Origin of the sequence: Bradyrhizobium erythrophlei (genome assembly GCF_900129425.1) — a bacterium.
Taxonomy (GTDB): domain Bacteria; phylum Pseudomonadota; class Alphaproteobacteria; order Rhizobiales; family Xanthobacteraceae; genus Bradyrhizobium; species Bradyrhizobium erythrophlei_C.
The window spans coordinates 3,202,946-3,227,362 of sequence record NZ_LT670817.1 but is presented as its reverse complement, the minus strand read 5'-3'; the positions used below and the strand labels follow the sequence as shown (position 1 = coordinate 3,227,362).

The window sequence follows — 24,417 nt, the reverse complement described above, 5'->3', positions numbered from 1 at the left end:
TTTCCTCCGATTTTTTTGCTTTTCGTCATTGCGAGGAGCCAACGGGTCGCAATGACGGTTTTTAGATTAAGCCGTAATCTTCGCCAGTGCCGCGTCGAAGGCGGCGGCGGCGCTCGGCAGATCCTTGAAGGCGCGCATCTGCCGCGTCTCCTGCGCATCCTTTTCCGAGACGCCCGGCCGGACTTCGGAAAACGACTTGCCGCCCTCGATCATCTCGGCGGGCGCGCTGACATGAAATTCATGGTCCTCGATCGGCGCGTCCTTCAACAACCAGACCCCCAGGGTCACGATGCCGTTGCCGCGCCGGTAGGAGATATAGCGGTCGACCGCCACCGTGCCGTCGCGCTGGTGTCCGCCGAGCTTGGCGTAACCCTTGGCATCCAGAAGCCTGTGCGATCGAAATCCCTTCACGCCGGCCGAGTTTGCCTTCGCGGTCTCCTCGGACAGATCGTATTTCTCGGCCATCTCCTTGCCGACCGCGGCGAGCTGCCCTGACACTTCGTGCTCGAATTCCTTCAGCTCGGTGCGCGGTTTGGACGCCTTGCGGGGCTTCGCGGCATCGCGCTTTTCCATCTCGGCCTTGCATTGCGCGATGACGTCGGCGACGGATTTCCGCTCCGCATTGACAAGCAGATTCTTCAGATCCTGATCCGAGAGCGCGGCAATCCTGTCGTCCGACCAATCAACCATGATGACCAACTTCTTTTCTGAACTGTGTTGAAATGAAACGCTTGGAGCCGCGGCACAATCGCAAACGCGCATTCAGGTGCGGTGCGGCAATCCCTGAGGCGATAATACCGCGTTTCGGCGGCCTTGTGGCGGTCAATTTGGACCTGGGGATGGGCCCTGGGGAACTAGACTAGACCCCGCCGGGGTAGTTCGGGCTCTCGCGCGTGATGGTCACGTCGTGGACATGGCTTTCGCGCAGGCCCGCGCCAGTAATGCGCACGAATTGCGCCTTCTCGTGGAACTCGGCGAGGTTTCGTGCACCGACATATCCCATCGCCGCGCGCAAGCCGCCCGCGAGCTGATGCATGACGTTGCCGACCGGGCCCTTGTAGGGAACCTGACCCTCGATCCCCTCCGGCACCAGCTTCAGCGTGTCCTTGATGTCCTGCTGGAAGTAGCGGTCGGCGGAACCGCGCGCCATTGCCCCTACCGAGCCCATGCCGCGATAGGCCTTGTAGGAGCGGCCCTGCCACAGGAACACTTCGCCGGGAGTTTCGTCAGTGCCGGCCAGCAAGGAGCCGACCATGGCGATGTCGGCGCCGGCGGCCAGCGCCTTGGCAAGATCGCCGGAATATTTGATACCGCCATCGGCAATCACGGGGATGTTGGCTTTCTTCGCAGCCTCGACCGCGTCCATGATCGCGGTCAGCTGCGGCACGCCGACTCCGGCGACGATCCGGGTGGTGCAGATCGAGCCGGGACCGATCCCGACCTTGATCGCATCGGCGCCGGCATCGATCAGCGCCTGCGCACCTTCCTGCGTCGCGATATTGCCGGCGATGACCTGCACGGCATTGGAGAGCCGCTTGATGCGGTTGACCGCTTCCAGCACCCGAGAGGAATGGCCGTGCGCGGTGTCCACCACGATGAGGTCGACGCCGGAATCGATCAGCCGCTCGGTGCGCTCGTAACCGCCCTCGCCGACGGTGGTCGCGGCTGCGACGCGCAAGCGGCCTTGCGCGTCCTTGCACGCCAGGGGATGGGCGACCGCTTTTTCCATGTCCTTGACCGTGATCAATCCGACGCAGCGGTATTGGTCATCGACCACAAGCAATTTCTCGATGCGGTGCTGGTGCAGCATCCGCTTCGCCTCGTCCTGGCTGACGCCTTCGCGCACCGTGACAAGGTTTTCGTGCGTCATCAGCTCGGAGATCTTCTGCCGCGGATCGGTGGCAAAACGCACATCGCGGTTGGTGAGAATGCCGACCAGCCTGCCCGGCACACCCTTGGTGGCACCCGTGACCACCGGAATGCCGGAGAAACCATGATCGTTCATCAGTGCCAAAGCATCCGACAGCATCGCATCGGGACCGATGGTCAGCGGATTGACCACCATGCCGGATTCGAACTTCTTGACCTGCCGCACCTGGGCAGCCTGGCCGTCGACGTCAAAATTGCGGTGGATGACGCCGACGCCGCCGGCCTGCGCCATCGCGATCGCCATGCGCGCTTCGGTGACGGTGTCCATCGCAGAGGCGATGATCGGGATATTGAGCGGAATGGCGCGGGTGACGTGGGAGCGGATATCGGCCTCCGAGGGCAGGATATCCGACAGGCCGGGTTTCAGAAGCACGTCGTCGAACGTATAGGCTTCGCGGATCCCCTGAAGTCCCTGCACCAGTGCCATTACCAACTCCATTCGGCGGCTCGTTCGCCGCGATACGACCTCGGGATGAACAGATCCTGCGGCGACACAGATGGCGTCACCGTCGAATCGAAGCCCATCGGGTAGGGTTGGCGGTGGTCGATAGCATGGCCCCAAGACGATTCAAAGGGGCCAGCGCCGCAAATCCAACTTCAGCGCGGATAACCCGGCGGACGCCTATGCTGGCGTCGGTATCTCACACCGGATTGTTGTCATGCAGGATTTAGGTGGTTTCCCCGGTTCTGCAATAGCTTGGGCGGCAAAGGGATCATGCAGCCCGGGCTCCCGCCCCGTTCTTTCTTTCCGGAATCGAAAGAACGCGTGATCCCGCTCATCGTGGCCACCGCTGTTCATGGAGAACATGGGGTCGACCGTGATCGCGCCCTCGCTTCCGGCGATCGCGGTGGATATCGGCACCAGCCCGCTGACGCTGAAGCTTGCCATCACCTCCTGCCTGCTGTCGCTCAGGGCGTTCATTCCGGCGAGCATGTCGGAGGTAGGATCGGCAAGCGTATCGGATATTTAAAAAAAACCCCGCCTCATCCCATGGGGGGTGCCTCCAGAGGTCGCGCTCCCCGTCGGTGGTTAAAATTACCGGGATGGCCTTCGGAAAACCAACGAGGTCATCTCGCTGACACTCTGCGTTCGGAAATCACAACGTCGTTGTTGATTGCGTACAAGAAGCAGCCCCCATCCTTTCCTTTTCGGTCTGGATCGCTGTTGCATTTCCCCAGTGCGGATGCTTGCGCATCATTTGGAGTCGGGTCACCGGCTGAAATGAAAAGCTTGCCCCATGGATGTATGGCCATTGCCTTCGGTTCCATGGCCTTTTGATAATTCTGCACGTCGGGCCGCTGCCTTGTTATCTGCCTGATGATTGGAATTTGCGAAACGTCGTATTTGCCTGAGTAATGTAGTCGCGCCATGTCTTTCGACATCAGTTCGCCCTCGGCAACGATCTCTTCATTCACCGCCAGCAGAGCGCAGGGCTTGCCATACCGTAGCTGACACGCTTCCAAGGTGCGGTCGCCCGTAAACGAAGCGTCTTCATGACCGCAGGAGCGAAAATAAGACGCGCCTAGAAGCTCCACCGCCTGTCCCTTGTTGGGATTGCAGGCTATGTAATCCTTGATCAGCGTTTCTCGAACCCAGCCAAGCACTGTCGGCGTGGACGCTGCAATGATCGACGCCATGGCCTTTTCAAATTGCGATTTCCGTTCGACGCTGGACAAGGCAGCAATCGCGGCGGTGGGCAACAAGCAAAGAGCGATTGCCCATTTAGCTAATTTCATTTTTCTGCAATCCCCCAAGGCAACGCCCCGTTCTACCTAAAGTGACTGAACGGCAAAATAGTTTTTGGCGGTTTATCCCTAATGGCGGGATCGGCGGCACTCATTGGGGCCGACACGAAATGGGCACCCTCAAATTCTGATAGTATTTGCAAGGCCCCGAGGAACGCGCCGTAATCTTGGGCCATGAACAGCACGAAATCTCGCGAAACCATCCACGGCGGCCGGATCACCGGGGCCAGCATACCCGCCCAAGGCGCGCGGGAAGCCGCGCGGAAGGCCATACGTGAGGCCGACCGCGCCGAGGCCGAAGCAGGTCTGTCCAGATGGAAGGCTATGGCGGGCCCGCGCCACGCGCGCCGCCCGTGCACATGGCCAAGCTAACCGAGACGCAGCAGATCACACTTTATCCGTGGGTGCACCCTGACGAGGAACGGAACGCGACCAGTTGTGGCGCGCGTTAGCCGAAAGTGAGTGTGAGCATCCCAAGGCCGGCAACGGTGACTGCGAGAAGGAAACCGTAGTAGACGTATTCATCACGTGTCCACATGATCGAACTCCGTTGTTTGATCAGTGCATACCCACCTTCTCGGACAATTAGCTTAAGTCGCGGCGAACAGATGTGAGCAGGTTCACATTCCCGCACTGAAATTCCGGTCATGCAGGAAGGCCCGCTATGCCCTGCCCGTCCATATGATCTGACGCAGGAGCGGGAGATCACGCCTTACGGTTGGGTGTATCCGGAGGAGGAGCAGTCGCGGTCCGCAAGGTTTTCCTGAACCTTTGGGATCGTCCCTGAGACCTGATGGTCCGGATTTGAGGGATGCATACGTCCGAGGCACCGAAGGCGGGCGGCTCAAGTAGTTCGCCACGCGCGGGGCTAGACCCGCCGAACTGATTGGGGTCCCGAGGGCGTTTGGGGTGGGTTGTTATTCGTATTTCCCTGCCACGCCTTGGAGTGCTCTGAAATCCACTTAACCGCGTCCTGTTCCGTCATAAAACCCTTGATCACTTCCGTTTCGCCATCGGGCCACAGAATATCTACCCCCCAGCCAGATCCGGGATTTTTTCGCGCACCGAAAGTTGGTCGCTGCTCGGACATCCAGCAAATATGCGCCTATGGCGGCACGGTTCAAGCCAGCGATCCTGCCACAATCGATGACGATATCGCGATGACGAGATCGAACCGCCGACCGTTCCGTCCCATCAGCACGACGCCGCCCATGAAAATAACGGCTCGGCGGCGTTGTTCAGACGGTTGCGTGCCTTGGACGTTTGGGAAATTTGTCCGTCATCGGCAAGACATCCCCTCTTCCATGGAGCCCCAAAAGCCACATTCCGTCGCTGGCTCGGCCACTCGGTTCAGGCGGTGCGGGTCCCGCGCGTGAAGCTCGTCCCGGAACGTCAATAAAATTGCAGCCGCCAGAAGGGCAGCGGATAGCAGGATGGCGGGTCTCATTCGCATCCGGCCCTTATGCCCTCCGGCTCACTCCTTTTCCAGTCCGGAACTCTGCCAAATCGGTTGAACGCCGGTGAACACTGCAACGAATTTGGGAAACGGGTCCGGGAAACCATTGATATTGCTAGATTAGTGTTTTTTAAGTGGTTTCCCCGGTTCTGCAATAGCGTGTGCGGCAAGGGGATGATACAGCCCCGGCTCCACCCCGTTCCCTCCCCCCGGAATCGATGAACAAAGAACGCCTGATCCCACTCATCGTGGCCACCGCCCTGTTCATGGAGAACATGGATTCGACCGTGATCGCGACCTCGCTTCCGGCGATCGCGGTGGATATCGGCACCAGCCCGCTGACGCTGAAGCTCGCCATCACCTCCTACCTGCTGTCGCTCGCGGTGTTCATTCCGGCAAGCGGCTGGACCGCCGACCGGTTTGGCGCGCGCGCGGTGTTCTCGATCGCGGTGGCCGTCTTCATGGTGGGTTCGATCGGCTGCGCGCTGTCCTCCTCCGTTACCGATTTTGTGATCGCGCGCATTCTGCAGGGCGCCGGCGGTGCGATGATGACGCCGGTCGGACGCCTGGTGCTGCTGCGCTCGATCGACAAAAGCGCACTGGTCAATGCGATGGCCTGGGTCACGGTGCCGGCGCTGGTCGGCCCGGTGATCGGACCGCCGCTCGGCGGATTCATCACGACCTACCTGACCTGGCACTGGATCTTCCTGATCAACATTCCGATCGGACTGCTCGGTATCTTCATGGCGCTGCGCTACATCGATCCGATCCGCAGCGAGGATCCCGAGCGTTTCGATCTGTACGGCCTGGTGCTGGCAGGAATCGGGCTTGGCGGCATCGCGTTCGGCCTTTCGATCGCGGGCCTCAATCTGTTGCCGTGGACCGCTGTCATCGCACTGGTCGCGGTCGGCACCATCTCGATGACGCTCTATGTGATCCACGCCACGAAAACCGCTTCGCCGGTGCTGGATTTCTCGCTGCTGAAGTTGCCGACGATGCGCGCCAGCATTATCGGCGGCTTCCTGTTTCGCCTCGGCATCGGCTCGTTGCCGTTTCTGCTGCCGCTGCTGATGCAGGTCGGATTCGGCCTGTCGCCGCTGCGCTCGGGGCTGGTGACATTTGCATCGGCGGTCGGCGCCATGGGCATGAAGACGCTGGCGGCGCGGATCATCCGCACCTTCGGCTTCCGCAACATCATGACCATCAACGCGGTGGTGAGTTCGATCTTCCTCGCGGCCTGCGCGCTGTTCACGATCTCGACGCCCCTGCTTCTGATCATGATCCTGCTCGTGGTCGGCGGCTTCTTCCGTTCGCTGCAGTTCACCGCCATCAACACGCTGGCCTATGCGGAAGTCGAGCCGGACCGGATGAGCCGCGCCACCACGCTGGTCAGCGTCAACCAGCAACTGGCGGTTTCCGCCGGCGTCGCCGTCGGCGCGTTCTCGGTGGAATCGACCATGTGGGTGCATCATGTCAGCGAACTGACCGCGGCCGATTTCGCGCCTGCCTTCATCGTCGTGTCGATCATCTCGACCATCTCGACATACTTCTTCTACGAGATGCCCGCCGACGCCGGCCATCAGGTATCGGGACGCGGCGTTATCACCGTGTCCAGTCCCGAGCGCGACGCCGAGCCTGAGGAGACCGCCGCCACCGAGACCGCCAACGCGAGGGATCAGCGGCTGGGCTAACCGCCGCGATCACCACAACTTCGTCATGCCCGGCCTTGTGCCGGGCATCCACGTCTTTCTTGCTGGTGCGCCAAAAAACGTGGATGGCCGGGACGAGCCCGGCCATGACGAGGTGAGACATGACGATCTGAGAGCGGCGCTACGCGTCGGGTCGGTTGTTCGGAACGCCCCGAAATCCCATCGCCAGCACGTAGCGCTCCGAAGAATCCTTCCGGCTCGATGCCGGCTTGACGTGCTTGACGGTGGCGAAGTCGTGCTTGAGCTGCGTCATCAGCGTGGCGTCGGCGCCGCTCTGGAACACCTTGGCGACGAATGTTCCGCCCGGCTTGAGCACGTCGGCGGCGAACGCGGCAGCGCCTTCCACGAGGCCCAGGATCCTGAGCTGATCGGTCTTGCGATGGCCGGTGGTGTTGGCGGCCATGTCGGACAGCACCACATCGGCACGGCCGTCCATCATGGCCAGTAGTTTTTCCGGCGCGCCGTCGGAGAGAAAATCGAGCTGCGCAAAGGCCACGCCCGCGATCTCCGGCATCTCCAGAAGATCGATCGCGACCACCTTGCCCCTGCCATCGGCGGCGCCGACACGTTTGGCCGCGATCTGGCTCCAGCCGCCGGGCGCGGCACCGAGATCGACCACGGTGATGCCGGATTTGAGAAAATGATATTTGTCATCGATTTCGATCAGCTTATAGGCCGCGCGCGAGCGCAACCCATCCCGCTTGGCCTGTGCCACATAGGGATCGTTGAGCTGCCGTTCCAGCCAGAGTTTTGAGGACAGCTTGAGCCGGCCGCCGCTCTTGACGGTGACCCGCAGCCGCCCGGTGGTATCTTTCGCCATGGTGCAGGCTCTAGCACATCGCGGACCGCTGCGCCTATCGGCATCCGCTTAGAACGCCGTCCTCGCGCATCATCTCGACCAGCATTCCCTCGCGCAGGCCGCGATCGGCGACCCGCAGCCGCGGCAGCGGAAACGCATGGCGGATCGCATCGAGGATGGCGCAGCCCGCCAGCACCAGATCGGCGCGCTCGACGCTGATGCAATTGTTGTCGGCGCGTTCCTGATAGCTCATGCCGAGCAGACGCGCGATGGTGGCGGTGATATCGGCATCGCTCATCCAGACGCCGTCGATGCGGCGGCGATCGTAGCGCGTCAGGTTGAGATGCACCCCGGCCAGCGTCGTCACCGTGCCGGAGGTCCCGAGCAGGTGCATATCCGCGAGGTCGCCACCGTGTTCGGCCGCGAACGGGGTGACGTGCTGAGCGACCTCCTGCACCATCCGCGCATAGGATTGCGCCGTGACGTCGCGGCCGCCGAAATGCTCAGCCAGCGTGACCACGCCGAGCGGGATCGACATCCAGGCCTTGATGCGCGGCACCGCGTCTGGCTGGTCCGGATCGCGCTCGATCCGAACCAGTTCGGTCGACCCGCCGCCGATGTCGAACAAAATGGCGCCCCGCCCTTTTTGGTCGAGCAGCGGCGAGCAGCCGATCACGGCGAGCGTCGCTTCGGTCTCGCGGTCGATCACCTCGAGCCGGATGCCGGTCTCGGCGGCGATCCGTTCGCGGAAGCCGTCGGCATTCGAGGCCGCACGGCAGGCTTCGGTCGCGATCAGCCGCAACCGCTTGGCCTTCTTCGAGTGGATTTTGTCGCGGCAAATGCTCAATGCGGCGACGGCGCGTTCGATCGCGGCATCGCTGATGCAGCCGGTCGCCGAGATTCCTTCCCCCAGCCGGATGATCCGCGAAAACGAATCGACCACGCGGAACCCGTCGGCGGACGGACAGGCGATCAGCAGCCGGCAATTGTTGGTCCCAAGGTCCAGCGCCGCGTAGACGCCGGTGGCCACGGCCGGTGAATGGACCGCTCCGGGCGCGCCGCCGCTATGCGGCCCCTGGCCGTCGTCTCCGCGCGGCCCGGGGCCCTCGCGAAGCCGCGTGTCATCGTTCATCCCGCAATGTCTTTCCGCGGCCGACGAGGCCGACGAGGAATTTCCGTTCACGGAAACTTTAGCAGCGCGCAAGCGCGGCGCAACAGCCGTTCACAGGGGACCATGCCTAATCAGGCGAGGCGGTGTCCTCTGAACATCGGTGCGTTATCTCAGGGAAGCCGCGAAAATTGCGCAAAATCAGGCATTTTAGGGATCTTTCAAGCCAAGATCAGACGTCTTCGTCTTCGCTGGAAAACCGCTATTGCACTGCGAAGGCTCGGTGTCGGGCAGCCGGTCATCCGTCCTTAACCTCGCCCCGCTTGCGGGGAGAGGTCGGCGCGCAGCGCCGGGTGAGGGGGAGTCTCGGCGTGCGAGAACTCACGACCTAATCCGCGGAGAGTCCCCCTCACCCGAAGCCCTCGCTTCGCTCCGGGCTTCGACCTCTCCCCGCAAGCGGGGCGAGGTTAAGAACCTATGTCTCTTTGGTTGCTCAGAACGCTACGCCGCCGCCTGCTCGCGCGGTTGGTAAATCGCGATGTGCTGGCAATGTGCCAGTGGCGTGCGGCCGTTGGCGACGACCAGCGCGTCGAGCTCGACGAAGCGGTGGCCCTTCTTTTCGTAATTTCCGGTCACTCTCGCGCGCGCTGTCAGTTCATCGCCGCTTGCCGCGGCGGATAAAAGCTGCATCCGGCTGCCGACATGAATCCACGGACCGAGAATGGCGTTGTCGACCAGCACCTTGTTCATGACCCGCTGCAGCAGGCCGGGATGGCCGAGCCCTTCGTTCGCATAGATCGTATCGGTCTCGCGTATATCGGCCAGATACTCGCGTGCCGCATCGCCAGCCCATGTGCGCGGCACGGTGCCGAGCCACTTGCCGAGTTCATAGGACGCCGCATTCACCGGTCCGCGCTCGCTCACGACAGCGGTTTCGCGGAAATCCGCAAGCGAAAACGGCGGCGCGGAATCGGGCAGCAACGCCATCCCGCTGGCACAGACCTCGCCGCGGCTTTCGACTTCAATCGCCAACAGACCATCGAGCTCTGCGCCTATGACGTCGGCGATCTCGCCGTCATAGACCGGCTTGACGAAGCGGGCCTCGATCGAGCCGCGCTCGAGAAACGCGCGGCCCCATCTCGCGACCGGTTGGTGGATCATATAGGCCATCACGTCGACGCCGGGGACCAGCCCGCCGCTGAAACCGAACCGGCGCGCCACGGTGTCGTCATGCATCTTGTTTTCGGATTGTTTCGCGGTGTTGTAGGCCGAGACCCGGTATGGCTCGATGTTCATGCCCGTCTTCCCTGACTTCGGTAATGTTTTCTGCCCGCAATCGTACGCCCGGAAAACGCCGTGGCAAGCGTGTTCCGATCCGTGTTTTCCTCGCAATTCCCAGCCCGATGGGCTACCACGCGCCTTCGAGAGCGCACGGCTTGCGTTCCCTCACTAAATCCCAACCGATGACGCCCATCTTGAATTCCACCCGCATCTATGTCGACGCCGACGCCTGCCCGGTCAAGGACGAGATCTACCGCGTCGCCGCCCGCCATGGGCTGCCGGTCAGCGTGGTCGCGGGCAATTTCATTCGGGTGCCGCAGGATCCCTCGATCGAGCGCGTCGCCGCCGGTTCCGGGATGGACGCCGCCGACGACTGGATCGCGGAACGCGCGGGAAAAGGCGATATCGTCGTCACCTCCGACATCCCGCTGGCAAGCCGCTGCGTCAAGGCCGGCGCCGAGGTGATCGGGCCGAACGGCAAGCCGTTTACCGAACAATCGATCGGCATGACCCTTGCGGTTCGCAACCTGATGACCGATCTACGCTCGTCGGGCGAAGTGACCGGCGGTCCCAAATCGTTCGCGCCGCGCGACCGCTCCGCGTTCCTGTCCGCGCTCGACCAGACCATCCGCCGCATCCAGCGCCAGCGCGCCGAGCAATCCGCGCAAAACCAGAATTGAACCAAAAACCATGGCGCCTCCGCTAATCCAGTTGAAAGACATCAAGCTGACCTTCGGCGGCACGCCGCTGTTGTCGGGCGTCGAATTGTCAGTATCGTCGGCCGAGCGTGTCTGCCTGATCGGCCGCAACGGCTCCGGCAAGTCGACGCTGCTGAAGATCGCGGCAGGGCTGGTCGAACCCGACAGCGGCAGCCGCTTCGTGCAGCCGGGTGCGACCATACGCTATCTGCAGCAGGAGCCGGATTTCTCGGGCTTCGCAACCACGCTGGCCTATGTCGAAGCAGGCCTCGGCCCCGGCGACGACCATTATCAGGCCCGCTACATCCTGGAGCAGCTCGGGCTTCATGGCGACGAGGACCCCGCGCATCTGTCCGGCGGCGAAGCCCGCCGTACCGCGCTGGCGCGCGTGCTGGCGCCGTCGCCCGATATCCTGCTGCTCGACGAGCCCACCAACCATCTCGATCTCACCACCATCGAATGGCTGGAAAGCGAACTCGGCAGCCGCCGCAGCGCGCTTGTTATCATCAGCCACGACCGCCGTTTCCTGTCGAACCTGTCGCGCTCGACCGCCTGGCTCGATCGCGGCCAGATCCGGCAGATCGACCGCGGCTTCAGCGCGTTCGAGGCCTGGCGCGACGAGGTGCTGGCGGAGGAAGAGCGCGACCAGCACAAGCTCGATCGCAAAATCGTCAACGAGGAGCACTGGCTGCGTTACGGCGTTTCCGGCCGCCGCAAGCGCAACGTCAAGCGGCTCGGCAATCTCTACGCGTTGCGCGAGCAGCGGCGCGACTATCGCGGCGCCGCGGGCAACGCCAATCTCGCCGCCGCGGAAGCGGATAAATCCGGCAAGCTGGTGATCGAGGCCAAGAACATCGGCAGGACCTACGGCGATCGCAAGATCGTCGACGGCTTCTCGATCCGGGTGCAGCGCGGCGACCGCATCGGCATCGTCGGGCCGAACGGCGCCGGCAAGACCACATTGATCGACATGCTGACCGGCGCCAATCCGCCGGATACCGGCACCATCCGCTTCGGCGCCAACATCGAGATGGCGACGCTGGACCAGCATCGCGAAAGCCTCGACCCGAAATCGACGCTGGCCGACGCGCTGACCGGTGGCGGCAGCGACAACGTGATGGTCGGCGGCAAGCCGAAGCACGTCGTCAGCTATATGAAGGACTTTTTGTTCGCCCAGGAGCAGATGCGCACGCCTCTCGAAGTGCTCTCGGGCGGCGAGCGCGGCCGGCTGATGCTGGCGCGCGCGCTGGCAAAACCCTCCAACCTCTTGGTACTGGACGAGCCGACAAACGATCTCGATCTGGAAACCCTCGACGTGCTGGAGGAAATGCTCGGCGACTACGACGGCACCGTGATCCTGATCAGCCATGACCGCGACTTTCTGGATCGGGTTGTGACCTCGGTGATCGCGCCGGAAGGCGACGGCCGCTGGACCGAATATGCCGGCGGCTATACCGACATGCTGACGCAGCGGGGCGCCGATCTGAAGCGCGAGGCCGTGAAGGCTGCCGCGGTCGAGAATGACAAGGGAACGAAAACCGGCGCGGCTTCGGCCACGTCGAAGCGGCGGCTCAATTTCAACGAAAAGCACGCGCTGGAAACGCTGCCGAAGACCATCGCCAAGCTACAGGCCGAAATCGCCAAACAGCAGCGCCATCTTGACGATCCCAACCTCTACCAGAAGAATCGCAAGAAATTTGATACTGCCTCCGATGCACTCACCAAGGCGCAAAAGGAGCTGCAGGAGGCCGAGGACAAGTGGCTGGAACTTGAAGTACTGCGCGAAGAGATCGAACAGGCCTGACCCATCGAACAATTTCTGCTGTCATTGCGGGGAGCGCAGCGACGAAGCAATCCATTTTGCACCCGGATAGATGGATTGCTTCGAGGAGCCTGTCATCGGGCGGCGCTTTGCGCCGACCCGGTGGCTCGCAATGACGAGGAGGAACAACTGGAGCCTAACCCATGACCACGCCCCTCGCCGCCAAGATTGCCCGCGACTACGGCACGCCTGCCGCGGTCATCGACATGGACCGGGTCGAGCGCAACATCGCGCGGATTCAGGCCGCCTGCGACGCGGCCGGCGTCGCCAACCGCCCGCATATCAAGACCCACAAGAGCCCGCTGCTGGCAAAACTTCAGATCGCCGCCGGCGCCCGGGGCATCACCTGCCAGAAACTCGGCGAAGCCGAGGTCATGGCCGACGCCGGCGTCGACGACATCCTGATCAGCTACAATCTGATCGGCGAGGTAAAAATGGCAAGGCTCGGCGCGCTGCAGGCCAAGGCCAACATGACCGTGGCCGCCGACAATTCAGTAGTGGTGGCGGGCCTGCCGCAGGCGGCGGCAGCCTCGGGCCGCCCGCTCTCGGTGGTGGTCGAGTGCGACACGGGGCGCAAACGCGCCGGCGTGGAAACGCCGGCGGAAGCGATCGCGCTCGCGCGCGAGATCGGTGCCTCGAAAGGCCTGCTCTTCGGCGGCTTCATGCTGTATCCGACCGAAACCGGCTGGACTGAAGCGCAAAAGTTTTTCGATGAGGCCTTGGCCGGCGTGCGCGCGCACGGGCTCGACGCGGCGATGGTCTCGACCGGCGGCACGCCGAACCTGAAAAATGTCGGCAAACTCAAGGGCGCCACCGAGCATCGGCCCGGCACCTACATCTACAACGACCGGATGCAGGTCGCCGCCGGCGTCGCGAGCTGGGACGATTGCGCGCTCACGATCTATTCGACCGTCGTCAGCCGCGCCGGCGCGGAGCGCGGCATCCTCGACGCCGGCTCGAAAACCCTGACCTCGGATACCGGCGGCGGGCTCGACGGTCACGGGCTGATCCTCGAACATCCCGAGGCGAAGATCGCGCGGTTTGCCGAAGAGCATGGCTTCCTTGATCTGGCGCGCAGCAATACCCGGCCCAATGTCGGCGACGTCGTGCGGATCGTGCCGAACCATGTTTGCGTGGTCGTCAACATGATGGACGAGGTGGTGATGGTGCGCGGCGACGAGATCATCGGCACTTTGCCGGTCGCGGCGCGGGGGAAGTTGCGCTAGAGCGGCCTTTCGACGTCATTGCGAGGAGCGCAGCGACGAAGCAATCCAGACTGCGCTCGGCTATATGGATTGCTTCGCTTCGCTCGCAATGACGGCGAGATATTTCAGCACGCCCTTCCCCGCCGCCGCTCCCGTCGCGAACGAGGCCTGCAGCAGATAGCCGCCGGTCGGCGCTTCCCAGTCGAGCATTTCGCCGGCGGCGAAGACGCCGGGCAAGCGGCGGATCATGAAGTCGGCGTCGAGTTCGTCGAACGAAATCCCGCCCGCGGTCGAGATCGCGCGCGCGATCGGCGCCAGGCCGTTGAGAACAACCGGCACGGCGTTGATCAGTCCGGCAAGGTTTTCTGGCGACAGCGACGACAGCGCCACGCCGGACCTCATCGCCGCCTCCTGCAACAGGCCGATGCCAACCGGCGACAGATGGACGGCCTTGCGCAAAAAATTGGAGAACGATTGTTTGCCCCGGGGTTCGGATAGCCGCGCGATCAGATCGCTCATTTCGAGATCGGGCCGCAATGCGATGCGTAATGCTGCCTCTCCTGAACCGGCAACGGCTTCGCGCAGCTCCGCCGACAGCGCGTAGATCGCGCCGCCCTCGATCCCCTGGCGTGTAATCATGGCCTCGCCGCGCACGGTGCGCGCGCCGAACGACAGCGCGACGCCCTTTAGCGGCTGACCTTCGAAGCGGTCGCGAAAGATGTCGGACCAGGCGACGGTGAAGCCGGAATTGGCGGGCTGGAGCGGCGCGATGGCCACACCCTTTGCGGCGAGCGTTTCTACCCATGTGCCGTCGGAGCCGAGCCTCGGCCAGCTCGCGCCGCCGAGCGCCAGCACGGTGGCATCTGCATCGACAACGCGCTTTCCCTCAGAGGTTTGGAACGAAAGCTGTCCGTCTTCCTCCCAGCCGTTCCATCTATGGCGCAGCTTGAATTGCACGCCCAGGGAATCGAGCCGCCGCAGCCAGGCGCGCAGCAGCGGCGAGGCCTTGAACGCATCAGGAAAAACCCGGCCGCTGGAGCCGACGAAGGTCGGCTGCCCCAACGCCTCGCTCCATGCCCGCAACGTATCAGGCGGAAATGCCGTTATCGCGGGGGCAAGCTGCGGCATCGCTTCGCCGTAGCGCGCGAGAAACGATGGCAACGCTTCGCTGTGGGTCAGATTGAGCCCGCCGCGCCCCGCCATCAGGAACTTGCGGCCGGCAGACGGCATCGCGTCATAGACCGTGACGCCGGTGCCGCCTTGCGCCAGCACTTCAGCCGCCATCAAGCCGGCGGGACCGGCGCCGATGACGGCGATGTGGGTTTTGGGAATTGAAGACATTGGGTGAGTGTAGGACTTATCAGCTGGCCACAAAACAAACGTCATGCCCGGGCTTGTCCCGGGCATCCACGACTAAACGTGGAGCAGCGCCAAAGGCGTGGGTGGCCGGGACAAGCCCGGCCATGACGCTGAATGCTTCGTCATTCCGGGATGGTGCGCGAGCACCAGACCCGGAATCTCGAGATTCCGGGCTCGCGCTTCGCGCGCCCCGGAATGACGGCTCTCTTACAGCTTCACGCCCGCGCGCGCCGCGGCCTGCCCGACATATTTCTGGGTCTGCTGGAACGCGCCTTCCAGCGCCCTGGCCTTCGACATGTCGCTGATCTCGGCGAAATGCGCGGCGACCGCGTCCGGCGTCCAGTCGGATTGGGCCAAGTTGATGCCTTCGGTTTCCATGATCTTGATCACGGCGAAGGAACCTGCGCCCGCGCCCATGATGGTGCGGGTCGGCGCGTCCTCGCCCAGCAGATAAAGCACCGCCGGCGTGATCGCTTCCGGCTTCATCAGTGCCAGCGCCTGCGGCGGCAGCAATTCCTCCGTCATCCGCGTCGCCGCCGTCGGCGAGATCGTGTTGACGCGGATATTGTTCTTGCGGCCTTCCTCGGCCAGCACGTTCATCAGCCCGACCATGCCGGTTTTTGCCGCGCCGTAATTGGCCTGGCCGAAATTGCCGAACAGGCCTGAGGATGACGTGGTGACGACGATGCGGCCGTAATTGCGCTCGCGCATGCCGTCCCACACCGCCTTGCAGCAATAGAACGTGCCGTTGAGATGGACATCCAATACCTTGGCGAAATCGGCCACCTCCATTTTGGCGAAAGATTTATCGCGCAAAATGCCGGCATTGGCGCAGAGCAGGTCGACGCTGCCCCACTCCCTGGTGGCGCGATCGACCATCGCCTTGACCTGCTCATAGTTCGAGACGTCGGCGCCGTCGGCCATCGCCACCCCGCCGGCTTTGCGGATTTCCTCGACCACGGTTTCCGCTGGGGTCAGCGACCCGCCGGTGCCGTCGCGGGCGCCGCCGAAATCATTGACCACGACCTTGGCGCCGCGACCGGCCAGGCCCAATGCATGCGCGCGTCCAAGACGATTGCCCGCGCCGGTGACGATGGCGACGCGTCCGTCAAACCTGATTGTCATGATTCAGTTCCTAGACTTTCTTCTCCCGTCATGCCCGGCCTTGTGCCGGGCATCCACGTCTTTCCGGATATCGGCTTAACAAGCCGTGGATGGCCGGGACAAGCCCGGCCGTGACGCGCACTCTCTCAAGCGAAATAAATCAAACCGATCCAGTCGGCCACCAGCGCGGGCTTTTCCTCGCCCTCGATCTCGACGGTGACGTTGGTGCGCGACTGCAGTTCGGTCGGCTTGCGCAGCTTCGCTTCGACAAGCGTAAACCGGCCGCGAACCCGTGAGCCTGATCGCACCGGCGAAACGAAGCGCAGCTTGTCAAAGCCGTAGTTCACGCCCATCGTCGTGCCTTCGATGACCGGCATCACCTCATAGGACATGATGCTCAGCAGCGACATCGTCAGGAAGCCATGCGCCACCGTGGTGCCGAACGACGTTTCGCGTTTGGCCCGCTCGGGGTCGATGTGGATGAATTGATGATCTTCGATTACGTCGGCATAGACATCGATTCGTTTTTGATCGACCAGATGCCATGACGACACCCCGACTTCATGGCCGACCATGTTTTGATAGGCCGACAGCGAAACCGGCGGCTTCTTCCAGACTTCGTTCATTCATCCATTCTCCGATGATCCGGCCGGCCGCAGCTTCTGCAGCTCCGGAAAATCCTCTTCGCGAAACTCCTGGCCGCGCAGCGAATCGTCGCGATCATTGTCGTGCTCCAGCCGGCGCAGCTGCACGCGGCGGATTTTTCCGGAAATCGTTTTCGGCAACTCGGTCACCAGTTCGATCCGCCGAATGCGCTTGAACGGCGCCAGCCGCGTATGCAGATGACGGAAGATCGAAAGCGCGGTTTGCGGCGAGCGCTCCGCGCCCGACACCAGCAGCACATAGGCCTTGGGGACGGCCAGACGTATCGGATCGGGGCTGGGGACGACGGCGGCCTCGGCGACCGATTCATGCTCCAGCAGGATGCTCTCAAGTTCGAACGGGCTGATCCGGTAGTCGGATGACTTGAAGACGTCGTCGGAGCGGCCGACGAAAGTGAGATAGCCCTCGTCGTCGGCAAACACCACGTCGCCGCTGCGATAGAGATCGCCGTCGGCGCCGCTCAGTTGGCCGTCGTCGCCCTGGTACCCCTGCATCAGGCCCGCGGGCCTGTCGTCGCCGAGCAACAGGCTGACCTCGCCCTCGCGCGTGATCTGTCCGTCGCTGTCGGTGATCTGCACGCGGTAGCCCGGCAGCGGACGGCCCATCGATCCGACCTTCAGTTTCTGGCCCGGCGAATTCCCCGCCAATGCGGTGGTTTCGGTCTGGCCGTAGCCGTCGCGGATCGTCAGTCCCCATGCCGCGCGCACCTGGTCGATCACTTCGGGATTGAGCGGCTCGCCGGCGCCGCAGACCTCGCGCAGCGACACCTTGAAGGTCGCAAGCTTTTCCTGAATGAACAGCCGCCACACCGTCGGTGGCGCGCACAAGGTTGTGACGCCGCAGCGGCCGATGGTGGCGAGCAATCCCTTGGCGTCGAAGCGCGGCTGATTAACCACGAACACGGTGGCGCCCGCATTCCAGGGCGCGAAGAAGCAGCTCCAGGCGTGCTTGGCCCAGCCCGGCGAGGAGATGTTGAGATGGATATCGCCCGGCTGCAACCCGAGCCAATACATCGTCGACAATCCGCCGACGGGATAACTGCGCTGGCTGTGCCGCACCAGTTTCGGTTTTGCAGTCGTGCCCGAGGTGAAATACAGCAGCATCGGATCATCGGCCTTTGTCAGGCCGTCCGGCGCGAACGTTTCCGGAAAATCCGCCGCCTGCTCGTAAGCCAGCCAGCCCTCGTGCTTTGACGATGCGCCGACGACGATGCGGATGAGATTGTCGCCGCCGAGGCCGGCGAATTTCGCGACCTGGTCCTGGGTTGCCACCACGACCCTGGCGCGGCCGCGATCGAGCCGGTCGCGCAATTCGTCCGGCGTAAGCAGCGTGGTCGCGGGGATCACCACCATGCCGAGCTTTATCGCCGCCAGCATGGTCTCCCACAGCGGAACCACATTGCCGAGCAGCAGCAAAAGATGATCGCCGCGCTTCAGCCCCTGCGCGCGCAGGAAGTTTGCCACCTGATTCGACCGGCGCGACAGTGCCTCGAAGGACAGTTTGGTCTCGTGGTTGCTGCCGGCATCGACAATCCACAGCGCCGACCGATCCTTGCTCTCGGGATCGCGCGCCAATTCCGCGTCGAACCAGTCGAGCGCCCAGTTGAACGGCACCGGATCCGGCCAGCGGAAATCCGCGACCGCCTTATCGTAATCGGTCCGATACCTCAGCAGAAAGGCGCGCGCATCCTGGAACGTGGTCATGTCGATCGCCTGTAGGAAAAGGCAGTTACGTTGCCGTCATTGCGAGCCACCGGGTCGGCGCAACGCGCCGCCCGATGACAGGCTCCGCGAAGCAATCCATCTCTCCGGGCGACCAGTAGAATGGATTGCTTCGTCGCTTCACTCCTCGCAATGACGGAGTGAATCATTTTCCGGCGAGGCCGCGCACGTGGCGGATGATTCCCGAGAAATCCACCCCGCCATTCCCCGCCGCGTCGAACGCCTTGTAGATCTCCTGCGCGTGCTTGCCGAGCGGCGTCGCCGCACCCGTCGCCTTGGCCGCATCCTGCGCCAGCGTGAGATCCTTGACCATCAGGGCCGAGGCGAAACCCGGCTTGTATTCATTGTTCGCAGGCGAGGCCGGCACCGGGCCCGGCACCGGACAATACGACGTCAGCGACCAGCACTGTCCCGACGAGGTCGAGGCGACGTCGAACAGCGCCTGATGCGACAGCCCGAGCTTTTCGGCCAGCGCAAAGGCTTCGCTGACCGCGATCATGGAAATCCCCAAAATCATGTTGTTGCAGATTTTGGCCGCCTGCCCGGCGCCGGCGCCGCCGCAATGCACGATCTTCTTGCCCATGTTTTCCAGCACCGGCCTAGCCGCGGCGAACGCCTTCTGCTCGCCGCCGGCCATGAACGTCAGGGTCGCGCCCTTGGCGCCGCCGGTACCGCCGGATACCGGCGCGTCGACCGAGCCGATGCCGTGTTTCGTGGCCAGCGCATGGGCCTGCACCGCGCTTTCGACGTCGATGGTCGAGCAATCGATGATGAGGGACCCCTTTGCCATCGAGGGCAAGACCTCGGTCCAGACCGAAACAACATGTTTTCCGGCCGGCAGCATCGTGATGACGACCTCGGCGCCCTTCACGGCGGCAACCGCGCTGTCGGCGATCCCGGCACCGTCGGCTTTAGCCTGCGTGCGTGCGGCTCCGACCAGATCGAACGCGACCACCGTGTGGCCGGCCTTGACCAGGTTGGCCGCCATCGGCCCGCCCATGTTGCCAAGGCCGATGAATGCGATGTTTGCCATCTCCAGTTCCCTCCGCTCAACCGCTTCTATTTTGTTGTATCGAACACCAGTTCGCCGGCGCCGATTTCGGCGAAGTATGGCGCAATTATCTCAGGCGTAACATCCGCGATTCGCGCCGGCGACCAATGGGGATTGCGGTCCTTGTCGATCACGGCGGCGCGCACGCCTTCGCGAAAATCGTCGCTGTTGAACACTTCCAGCGCGGCCCGATATTCCCGCACCAGACATTGCTCCAGCGACGCCGAGGCCCGCGCCAGCCGCAGCAGCTTTAAGGTGACAACCATGCCGCGCGGCGACTTCTCGTTCAATGTCTTCAGGGTCGATTGCGCCAGTTCCGAACCATCGCCTTGCAGGGCCGCGACGATGTCCTCCATGCGATCATGGGCAAACCAGCTATCGATCTGCGACTGGATCGCGGCGACGGGACCCGATGTCTCGCCGGTCGCGAACTGATCGATCGTGGTCTTCACGTCGGCAGAACTCACGCCGGCGCGAAGATTGACGAGCGTCTCGCGCAGGGAGCCGAGTTTATGGGAGGGTACCACCGCGTCCGCAAAACGTGCATAGACAGCATCGGGGCCGTTCATGGTCTGCCCGGTCAATCCGAAATAGGTGCCGATCTCGCCCGGCGAGCGCGAGAGCAGCCAGGTACCGCCGACATCGGGGAAGAATCCGAGACCGACCTCGGGCATCGCCAGTTTCGTCCGCTCGGTCACCACGCGATGGCGGCTGTGCGCGGACAGACCGACGCCGCCGCCCATCACGATGCCGTCCATGAAGGCGACATAGGGTTTTGGAAATTTCGCGATCCGCGCGTTGAGGATGTATTCCTCGCGCCAGAGGATCTTGCCGAGATCGCCTTTGATTTTCGAGTTTTCATAGAGCGCGCGGATATCGCCGCCGGCGCAGAGGCCGCGCTCGCCGGCGCCTTCCAGCAGGATCAGGCCGACCGCTGGGTCAGACTCAAATTCGTCGAGCGCCTTGTCGATGTCGCGAAACATCTCGAGCGTCACCGCATTGATCGCTTTGGGCCGGTTGAGCCTGATGACCCCCACAGCGCCCTCGCGCCGCGCGATCAGGTCGGGCTCGCTCACCGGCGCGTTCATCGCGCGCCCTCGATCAGCTTGCGCGCCACGATCAGCCGCATGATTTCGTTGGTGCCTTCAAGAATCTGGTGCACGCGCAGATCGCGCACGATTTTCTCAATGCCGTATTCGCTGAGATAGCCGTAGCCGCCGTGGAGTTGCAGCGCCTGGTTGGCGACCTCGAAGCCGACATCGGTGCCGAAGCGTTTTGCCATCGCGCACAGCATGGTTGCGTCCGCGTCCCTGCGATCAAGTGCGGCCGCCGCGCGCCAGACAAAGGTCCGCGCCGCCTCCAGTTCGGTCGCCATGTCGGCCAGACGAAACTGCAGCGCCTGGAATTCGTCGAGGCGCTTTCCGAAGGCCTTGCGGTCCTTCATGTAGGCCAGCGACTTGTCGAGCGCGGATTGCGCGCCGCCGAGCGAACAGGCCGCGATATTGATGCGGCCGCCGTCGAGCCCGGCCATCGCGATCTTGAAGCCGATGCCCTCATCGCCGAGCCGGTTGGCGACGGGCACGCGCGCATTCTCGAAAATCACCGCGCGGGTCGGCTGCGCGTTCCAGCCCATTTTGCGCTCATTGGCGCCGAGCGAGATTCCGGGCGTGTCGCCCTCGACCACCAGCGTCGAGATGCCATTGGGGCCGTCGCCGCCGGTCCGCACCATCACCACGTAAATGTCGCCCTTGCCGGCGCCGGAAATGAATTGTTTCTGGCCGTTGAGCACATAATGGTCGCCGTCGCGCACCGCGCGGGTGCGCAGCGCCGCGGCATCCGATCCCGAGCCCGGCTCGGTCAGGCAATAGCTCGCCAGCAATTCCATGGTGCAGAGTTTCGGCAGCCACTTTTTGCGCTGGGTGTCGTTGCCATAGGCATCGATCATCCAGGAGGCCATGTTGTGGATCGAGATGAACGCCGACACCGTCGGACAGCCCTGCGCCAGGGCCTCGAAGATCAGCGCCGCGTCGAACCGGGTCAGCGCCGAACCGCCGACATCGTCGCGGATATACACCCCGCCGATGCCGAGCTTGGCCGCCTCGCGCATCACGTCGACCGGAAAATGCTTCTCCTCGTCCCAGCGGATCGCATGCGGCGCGATTTTCTCCGCGGCAAAGTCCCGCGCCATGTCGCGAACCGCAATCTGGTCCTCGTTGAGAGCGAATTGCATTTGCGGTCCGCGCTTTTCCTTGATCTGCTCAAAAAATCGCCAATTGACCCATCTGCTGTCATTGCGAGGAGCGAAGCGACGAAGCAATCCATCGGGCAACAAGTAAGGTTGGATTGCTTCGCTGCGCTCGCAATGACGGCTCTAGCCTGATGGTGCGCGCCGCCGATTCAATTCATCGTTGGAATCGAGAACTCCGCGCCTTCCTTGACGCCGGAGGGCCAGCGCGCCGTCACGGTCTTGGTCTTGGTGTAGAAGCGGATCGAATCCGGGCCGTGCTGGTTGAGATCGCCGAAGCCGGACTTTTTCCAGCCGCCGAAAGTATAGTAGGCAATCGGCACCGGGATCGGCACATTGATGCCGACCATGCCGACATTGACCTTGGCGGCGAAATCGCGCGCGGCGTCGCCGTCGCGGGTAAAGATCGCAACGCCGTTGCCGTAATCGTGATCGGACGGCAGCGCCAGCGCCTCGTTGTAGTCGTGCGCGCGCACCACCGACAGCACCGGGCCGAAGATCTCTTCCTTGTAGATCCGCATGTCTTTTGTCACATCATCGAACAGGCACCCGCCCATATAGAAGCCGTTCTCATAGCCTTGCATCTTGAAGCCGCGGCCGTCGACCGCGAGTTTGGCACCTTCCTGGATGCCGATCTCGACATAATTCCGGACGCGGTCGAGCGCGGCCCTGGTCACCAGCGGGCCGTAATCCGCTGACGGATCGATCGAGGTGCCGATCTTTAAGGACTCCACGCGCGGAATCAGCTTCTCCATCAGGCGGTCCGCGGTGGTCTTGCCGACGGGCACCGCGACGGAAATCGCCATGCAGCGTTCGCCGGCCGAGCCATAGCCGGCGCCGATCAGGGCATCGACGGTCTGGTCCATGTCGGCGTCGGGCATGACGATGGCGTGATTCTTGGCGCCGCCGAAACATTGCGCGCGCTTGCCGGTGGCGGCGGCGCGCTCGTAGATATATTGCGCGATCGGCGAGGAGCCGACGAAACCGACGGCACGGATATCGGGATCGTCGAGGATCGCATCGACCGCTTCCTTGTCGCCGTTGACGACATTGAGAATGCCCGGCGGCAGCCCCGCTTCGATCATCAGCGCCGCCAGCGCCATCGGCACGCCGGGATCGCGCTCCGACGGTTTCAGGATGAAGGCATTGCCGCAGGCGATCGCGGGCGCGAATTTCCACATCGGGATCATCGCCGGGAAATTGAACGGCGTGATGCCGGCAACGACGCCGAGCGGCTGGCGCAGCGAATAGATGTCGATGCCGGGCCCAGCGCCTTCGGTGTATTCACCCTTCATCAGATGCGGAATGCCGCAGGCGAATTCCACCACTTCGAGGCCGCGCTGAATGTCGCCCTTGGCGTCGGGAACGGTCTTGCCGTGCTCGCGCGCCAAGAGATCGGCGAGCTTGTCGTAATCGCGCTGCGCCAGTTCGAGGAACTTCATCATCACGCGGGCGCGGCGCTGCGGATTGGTCGCGCCCCACTCCGGCTGGGCGGCCCTGGCATTTTCGACCGCAGCGCGCAGTTCCGCCTTGGAGGCCAGCGCCACCTGGGCCTGAACATCGCCGGTCATCGGCTCGAATACGTCCGCGAACCGTCCCGAGGTGCCCTTGACCTCGCGGCCGCCAATAAAATGTCCGATTGTGCGCATGGGTTCCTCCAACAGCTTACGGCCGGGGCCGGTTTTGCGGCATCTTGCAGTCTTTGCGGCGTTTGGAAAGGGTTTCCACGCGCAGCGCATTTGCGAAAATGCCGGCTTGGCAGCGCTTTCAGCTACCTACGACCAATGTCGAATGCAATCGCCGCGAGACCCCGTCAGTGCCGCGCTAGCGTAGCGGCTTTCCTGGGGGCGGATTTCTTCGCCGCGGGTTTCGGCGGCGTCGCACGGTCCAGCACAGCGTCACGCCCGGCGCCGAGAATCTCGTCGGAAAAATCGCCGCTGCCTGCAACGCGGGCCATCACCAGCGTTCCCATCATGGTCGCGATCGCCGCCGTCGCCTGTTTGCGCGCGGCCTTGCGCGGAACATCCGGTATTTGCGCGGCGAGCATGTCGATCATCTGCTCCAGCTTGGCCGCGAACGCCTTGCGGGTTTTCGGGCTCTCGCGGGCGATTTCAGCTCCTAGCGTCGGGATCGCGCAGCCGCGGCCGGGATCGTCGCGATGAAGGGGCGTCAGATAGGAATCCACGATGGTCGCCAGCCGCTGGTCCGGCGGTGTCTGTTCGGCAAGCTTGCGCCAGCGCTCCGTTCCCCGATCCATCGCATAGGCAAAGGCCTCGATGACCAGCGCTTCCCGCGAATCGAAATGGGCGTAGAACCCGCCATGGGTCAGGCCGGCCTCCTTCATCAGGTCGGCGACACCGATGCCGTGCGCGCCCTTCTCGCGAAGCCGCACCGAGGCTTTCTTCACGATCCGGGCGTGGGTTTCGAGCTTATGTTCCTTCGAATAGCGCATCGGCGGTCCCATAGGATGTTTAGAGTCATATAATAACATTCGCCGCGGCAAAAAGCTCCCTTTTATTTC

At 63.2% G+C, this 24,417-nt stretch carries 19 protein-coding genes and 1 pseudogene; 5 read left to right on the top strand and 15 right to left on the bottom strand.

Going from position 1 to position 24,417, the window contains the following annotated elements:
* Window positions 1-66: 66 nt before the first annotated feature.
* Both B5527_RS15235 and guaB read right to left on the bottom strand, forming a co-directional pair.
* Window positions 67-690, bottom strand: a complete 624-nt coding sequence (locus tag B5527_RS15235) for a hypothetical protein (protein WP_079607287.1) — start codon at window positions 688-690, stop codon at window positions 67-69.
* Window positions 691-859: 169 nt separating this feature from the next.
* A complete protein-coding gene (gene guaB / locus B5527_RS15230; RefSeq protein WP_079602177.1) occupies window positions 860-2,356 on the bottom strand; it encodes an IMP dehydrogenase in 1,497 nt (498 codons plus the stop codon).
* A gap of 288 nt (window positions 2,357-2,644) precedes the next feature.
* Between guaB and B5527_RS15225 the strand changes: the two are divergent.
* Window positions 2,645-2,861: pseudogene (locus tag B5527_RS15225) on the top strand (MFS transporter); the annotation flags it as partial.
* Between the two features lie 136 nt (window positions 2,862-2,997).
* Here B5527_RS15225 and B5527_RS15220 read toward each other — a convergent pair.
* Window positions 2,998-3,666, bottom strand: coding sequence for a hypothetical protein (locus B5527_RS15220; protein ID WP_079602175.1), 669 nt, complete (start codon window positions 3,664-3,666; stop codon window positions 2,998-3,000).
* Window positions 3,667-5,349: 1,683 nt separating this feature from the next.
* On the opposite strand from B5527_RS15220, the gene B5527_RS15210 reads away from it, so the two are divergent.
* A complete protein-coding gene (locus B5527_RS15210; protein ID WP_079602174.1) occupies window positions 5,350-6,822 on the top strand; it encodes a DHA2 family efflux MFS transporter permease subunit in 1,473 nt (490 codons plus the stop codon).
* A 139-nt stretch (window positions 6,823-6,961) separates the two neighbouring features.
* On the opposite strand, the gene B5527_RS15205 is transcribed toward B5527_RS15210, so the two are convergent.
* The 3 genes from B5527_RS15205 to B5527_RS15195 all read right to left on the bottom strand — a co-directional run bounded on the left by B5527_RS15205 (window position 6,962) and on the right by B5527_RS15195 (window position 10,043).
* A complete protein-coding gene (locus B5527_RS15205) occupies window positions 6,962-7,660 on the bottom strand; it encodes an RlmE family RNA methyltransferase (protein WP_079602172.1) in 699 nt (232 codons plus the stop codon).
* Between the two features lie 34 nt (window positions 7,661-7,694).
* Window positions 7,695-8,771, bottom strand: a complete 1,077-nt coding sequence (locus B5527_RS15200; protein ID WP_079602171.1) for a Ppx/GppA phosphatase family protein — start codon at window positions 8,769-8,771, stop codon at window positions 7,695-7,697.
* 477 nt (window positions 8,772-9,248) lie between these two features.
* Window positions 9,249-10,043, bottom strand: coding sequence for a hypothetical protein (locus B5527_RS15195; protein ID WP_079602169.1), 795 nt, complete (start codon window positions 10,041-10,043; stop codon window positions 9,249-9,251).
* 167 nt (window positions 10,044-10,210) lie between these two features.
* On the opposite strand from B5527_RS15195, the gene B5527_RS15190 reads away from it, so the two are divergent.
* From B5527_RS15190 to B5527_RS15180, 3 genes are all read left to right on the top strand, one after another.
* Window positions 10,211-10,708, top strand: coding sequence for a YaiI/YqxD family protein (locus B5527_RS15190; protein ID WP_079602168.1), 498 nt, complete (start codon window positions 10,211-10,213; stop codon window positions 10,706-10,708).
* 10 nt (window positions 10,709-10,718) lie between these two features.
* Window positions 10,719-12,530, top strand: coding sequence for an ABC-F family ATP-binding cassette domain-containing protein (locus B5527_RS15185; protein WP_079602166.1), 1,812 nt, complete (start codon window positions 10,719-10,721; stop codon window positions 12,528-12,530).
* 161 nt (window positions 12,531-12,691) lie between these two features.
* Window positions 12,692-13,774, top strand: a complete 1,083-nt coding sequence (locus tag B5527_RS15180; protein WP_079602164.1) for a D-TA family PLP-dependent enzyme — start codon at window positions 12,692-12,694, stop codon at window positions 13,772-13,774.
* Between the two features lie 60 nt (window positions 13,775-13,834).
* On the opposite strand, the gene B5527_RS15175 is transcribed toward B5527_RS15180, so the two are convergent.
* The 9 genes from B5527_RS15175 to B5527_RS15135 all read right to left on the bottom strand — a co-directional run bounded on the left by B5527_RS15175 (window position 13,835) and on the right by B5527_RS15135 (window position 24,348).
* Complete coding sequence (locus B5527_RS15175) at window positions 13,835-15,094, bottom strand: NAD(P)/FAD-dependent oxidoreductase (protein ID WP_079602163.1); 1,260 nt, start codon at window positions 15,092-15,094, stop codon at window positions 13,835-13,837.
* A gap of 225 nt (window positions 15,095-15,319) precedes the next feature.
* Window positions 15,320-16,237, bottom strand: coding sequence for an SDR family NAD(P)-dependent oxidoreductase (locus B5527_RS15170; protein WP_079602160.1), 918 nt, complete (start codon window positions 16,235-16,237; stop codon window positions 15,320-15,322).
* Window positions 16,238-16,362: 125 nt separating this feature from the next.
* On the bottom strand, window positions 16,363-16,842 hold the full coding sequence (locus B5527_RS15165; protein ID WP_079602158.1) for a MaoC family dehydratase: 480 nt from the start codon (window positions 16,840-16,842) through the stop codon (window positions 16,363-16,365).
* The gene (locus tag B5527_RS15160) at window positions 16,843-18,582 is read right to left on the bottom strand and encodes an AMP-binding protein (RefSeq protein ID WP_079602157.1); all 1,740 of its coding nucleotides are present in this window, start codon (window positions 18,580-18,582) and stop codon (window positions 16,843-16,845) included.
* Window positions 18,583-18,745: 163 nt separating this feature from the next.
* A complete protein-coding gene (mmsB, locus tag B5527_RS15155; RefSeq protein WP_079602155.1) occupies window positions 18,746-19,633 on the bottom strand; it encodes a 3-hydroxyisobutyrate dehydrogenase in 888 nt (295 codons plus the stop codon).
* A gap of 26 nt (window positions 19,634-19,659) precedes the next feature.
* The gene (locus B5527_RS15150; protein ID WP_079602153.1) at window positions 19,660-20,739 is read right to left on the bottom strand and encodes an enoyl-CoA hydratase/isomerase family protein; all 1,080 of its coding nucleotides are present in this window, start codon (window positions 20,737-20,739) and stop codon (window positions 19,660-19,662) included.
* A complete protein-coding gene (locus tag B5527_RS15145; RefSeq protein WP_079607286.1) occupies window positions 20,736-21,881 on the bottom strand; it encodes an isobutyryl-CoA dehydrogenase in 1,146 nt (381 codons plus the stop codon). Before B5527_RS15145 ends, B5527_RS15150 begins: the two co-directional genes overlap by 4 nt.
* Before the next feature lie 167 nt (window positions 21,882-22,048).
* The gene (locus B5527_RS15140; RefSeq protein WP_079607285.1) at window positions 22,049-23,545 is read right to left on the bottom strand and encodes a CoA-acylating methylmalonate-semialdehyde dehydrogenase; all 1,497 of its coding nucleotides are present in this window, start codon (window positions 23,543-23,545) and stop codon (window positions 22,049-22,051) included.
* A 164-nt stretch (window positions 23,546-23,709) separates the two neighbouring features.
* A complete protein-coding gene (locus B5527_RS15135) occupies window positions 23,710-24,348 on the bottom strand; it encodes a TetR/AcrR family transcriptional regulator (protein WP_079607284.1) in 639 nt (212 codons plus the stop codon).
* Window positions 24,349-24,417 lie beyond the last annotated feature (69 nt).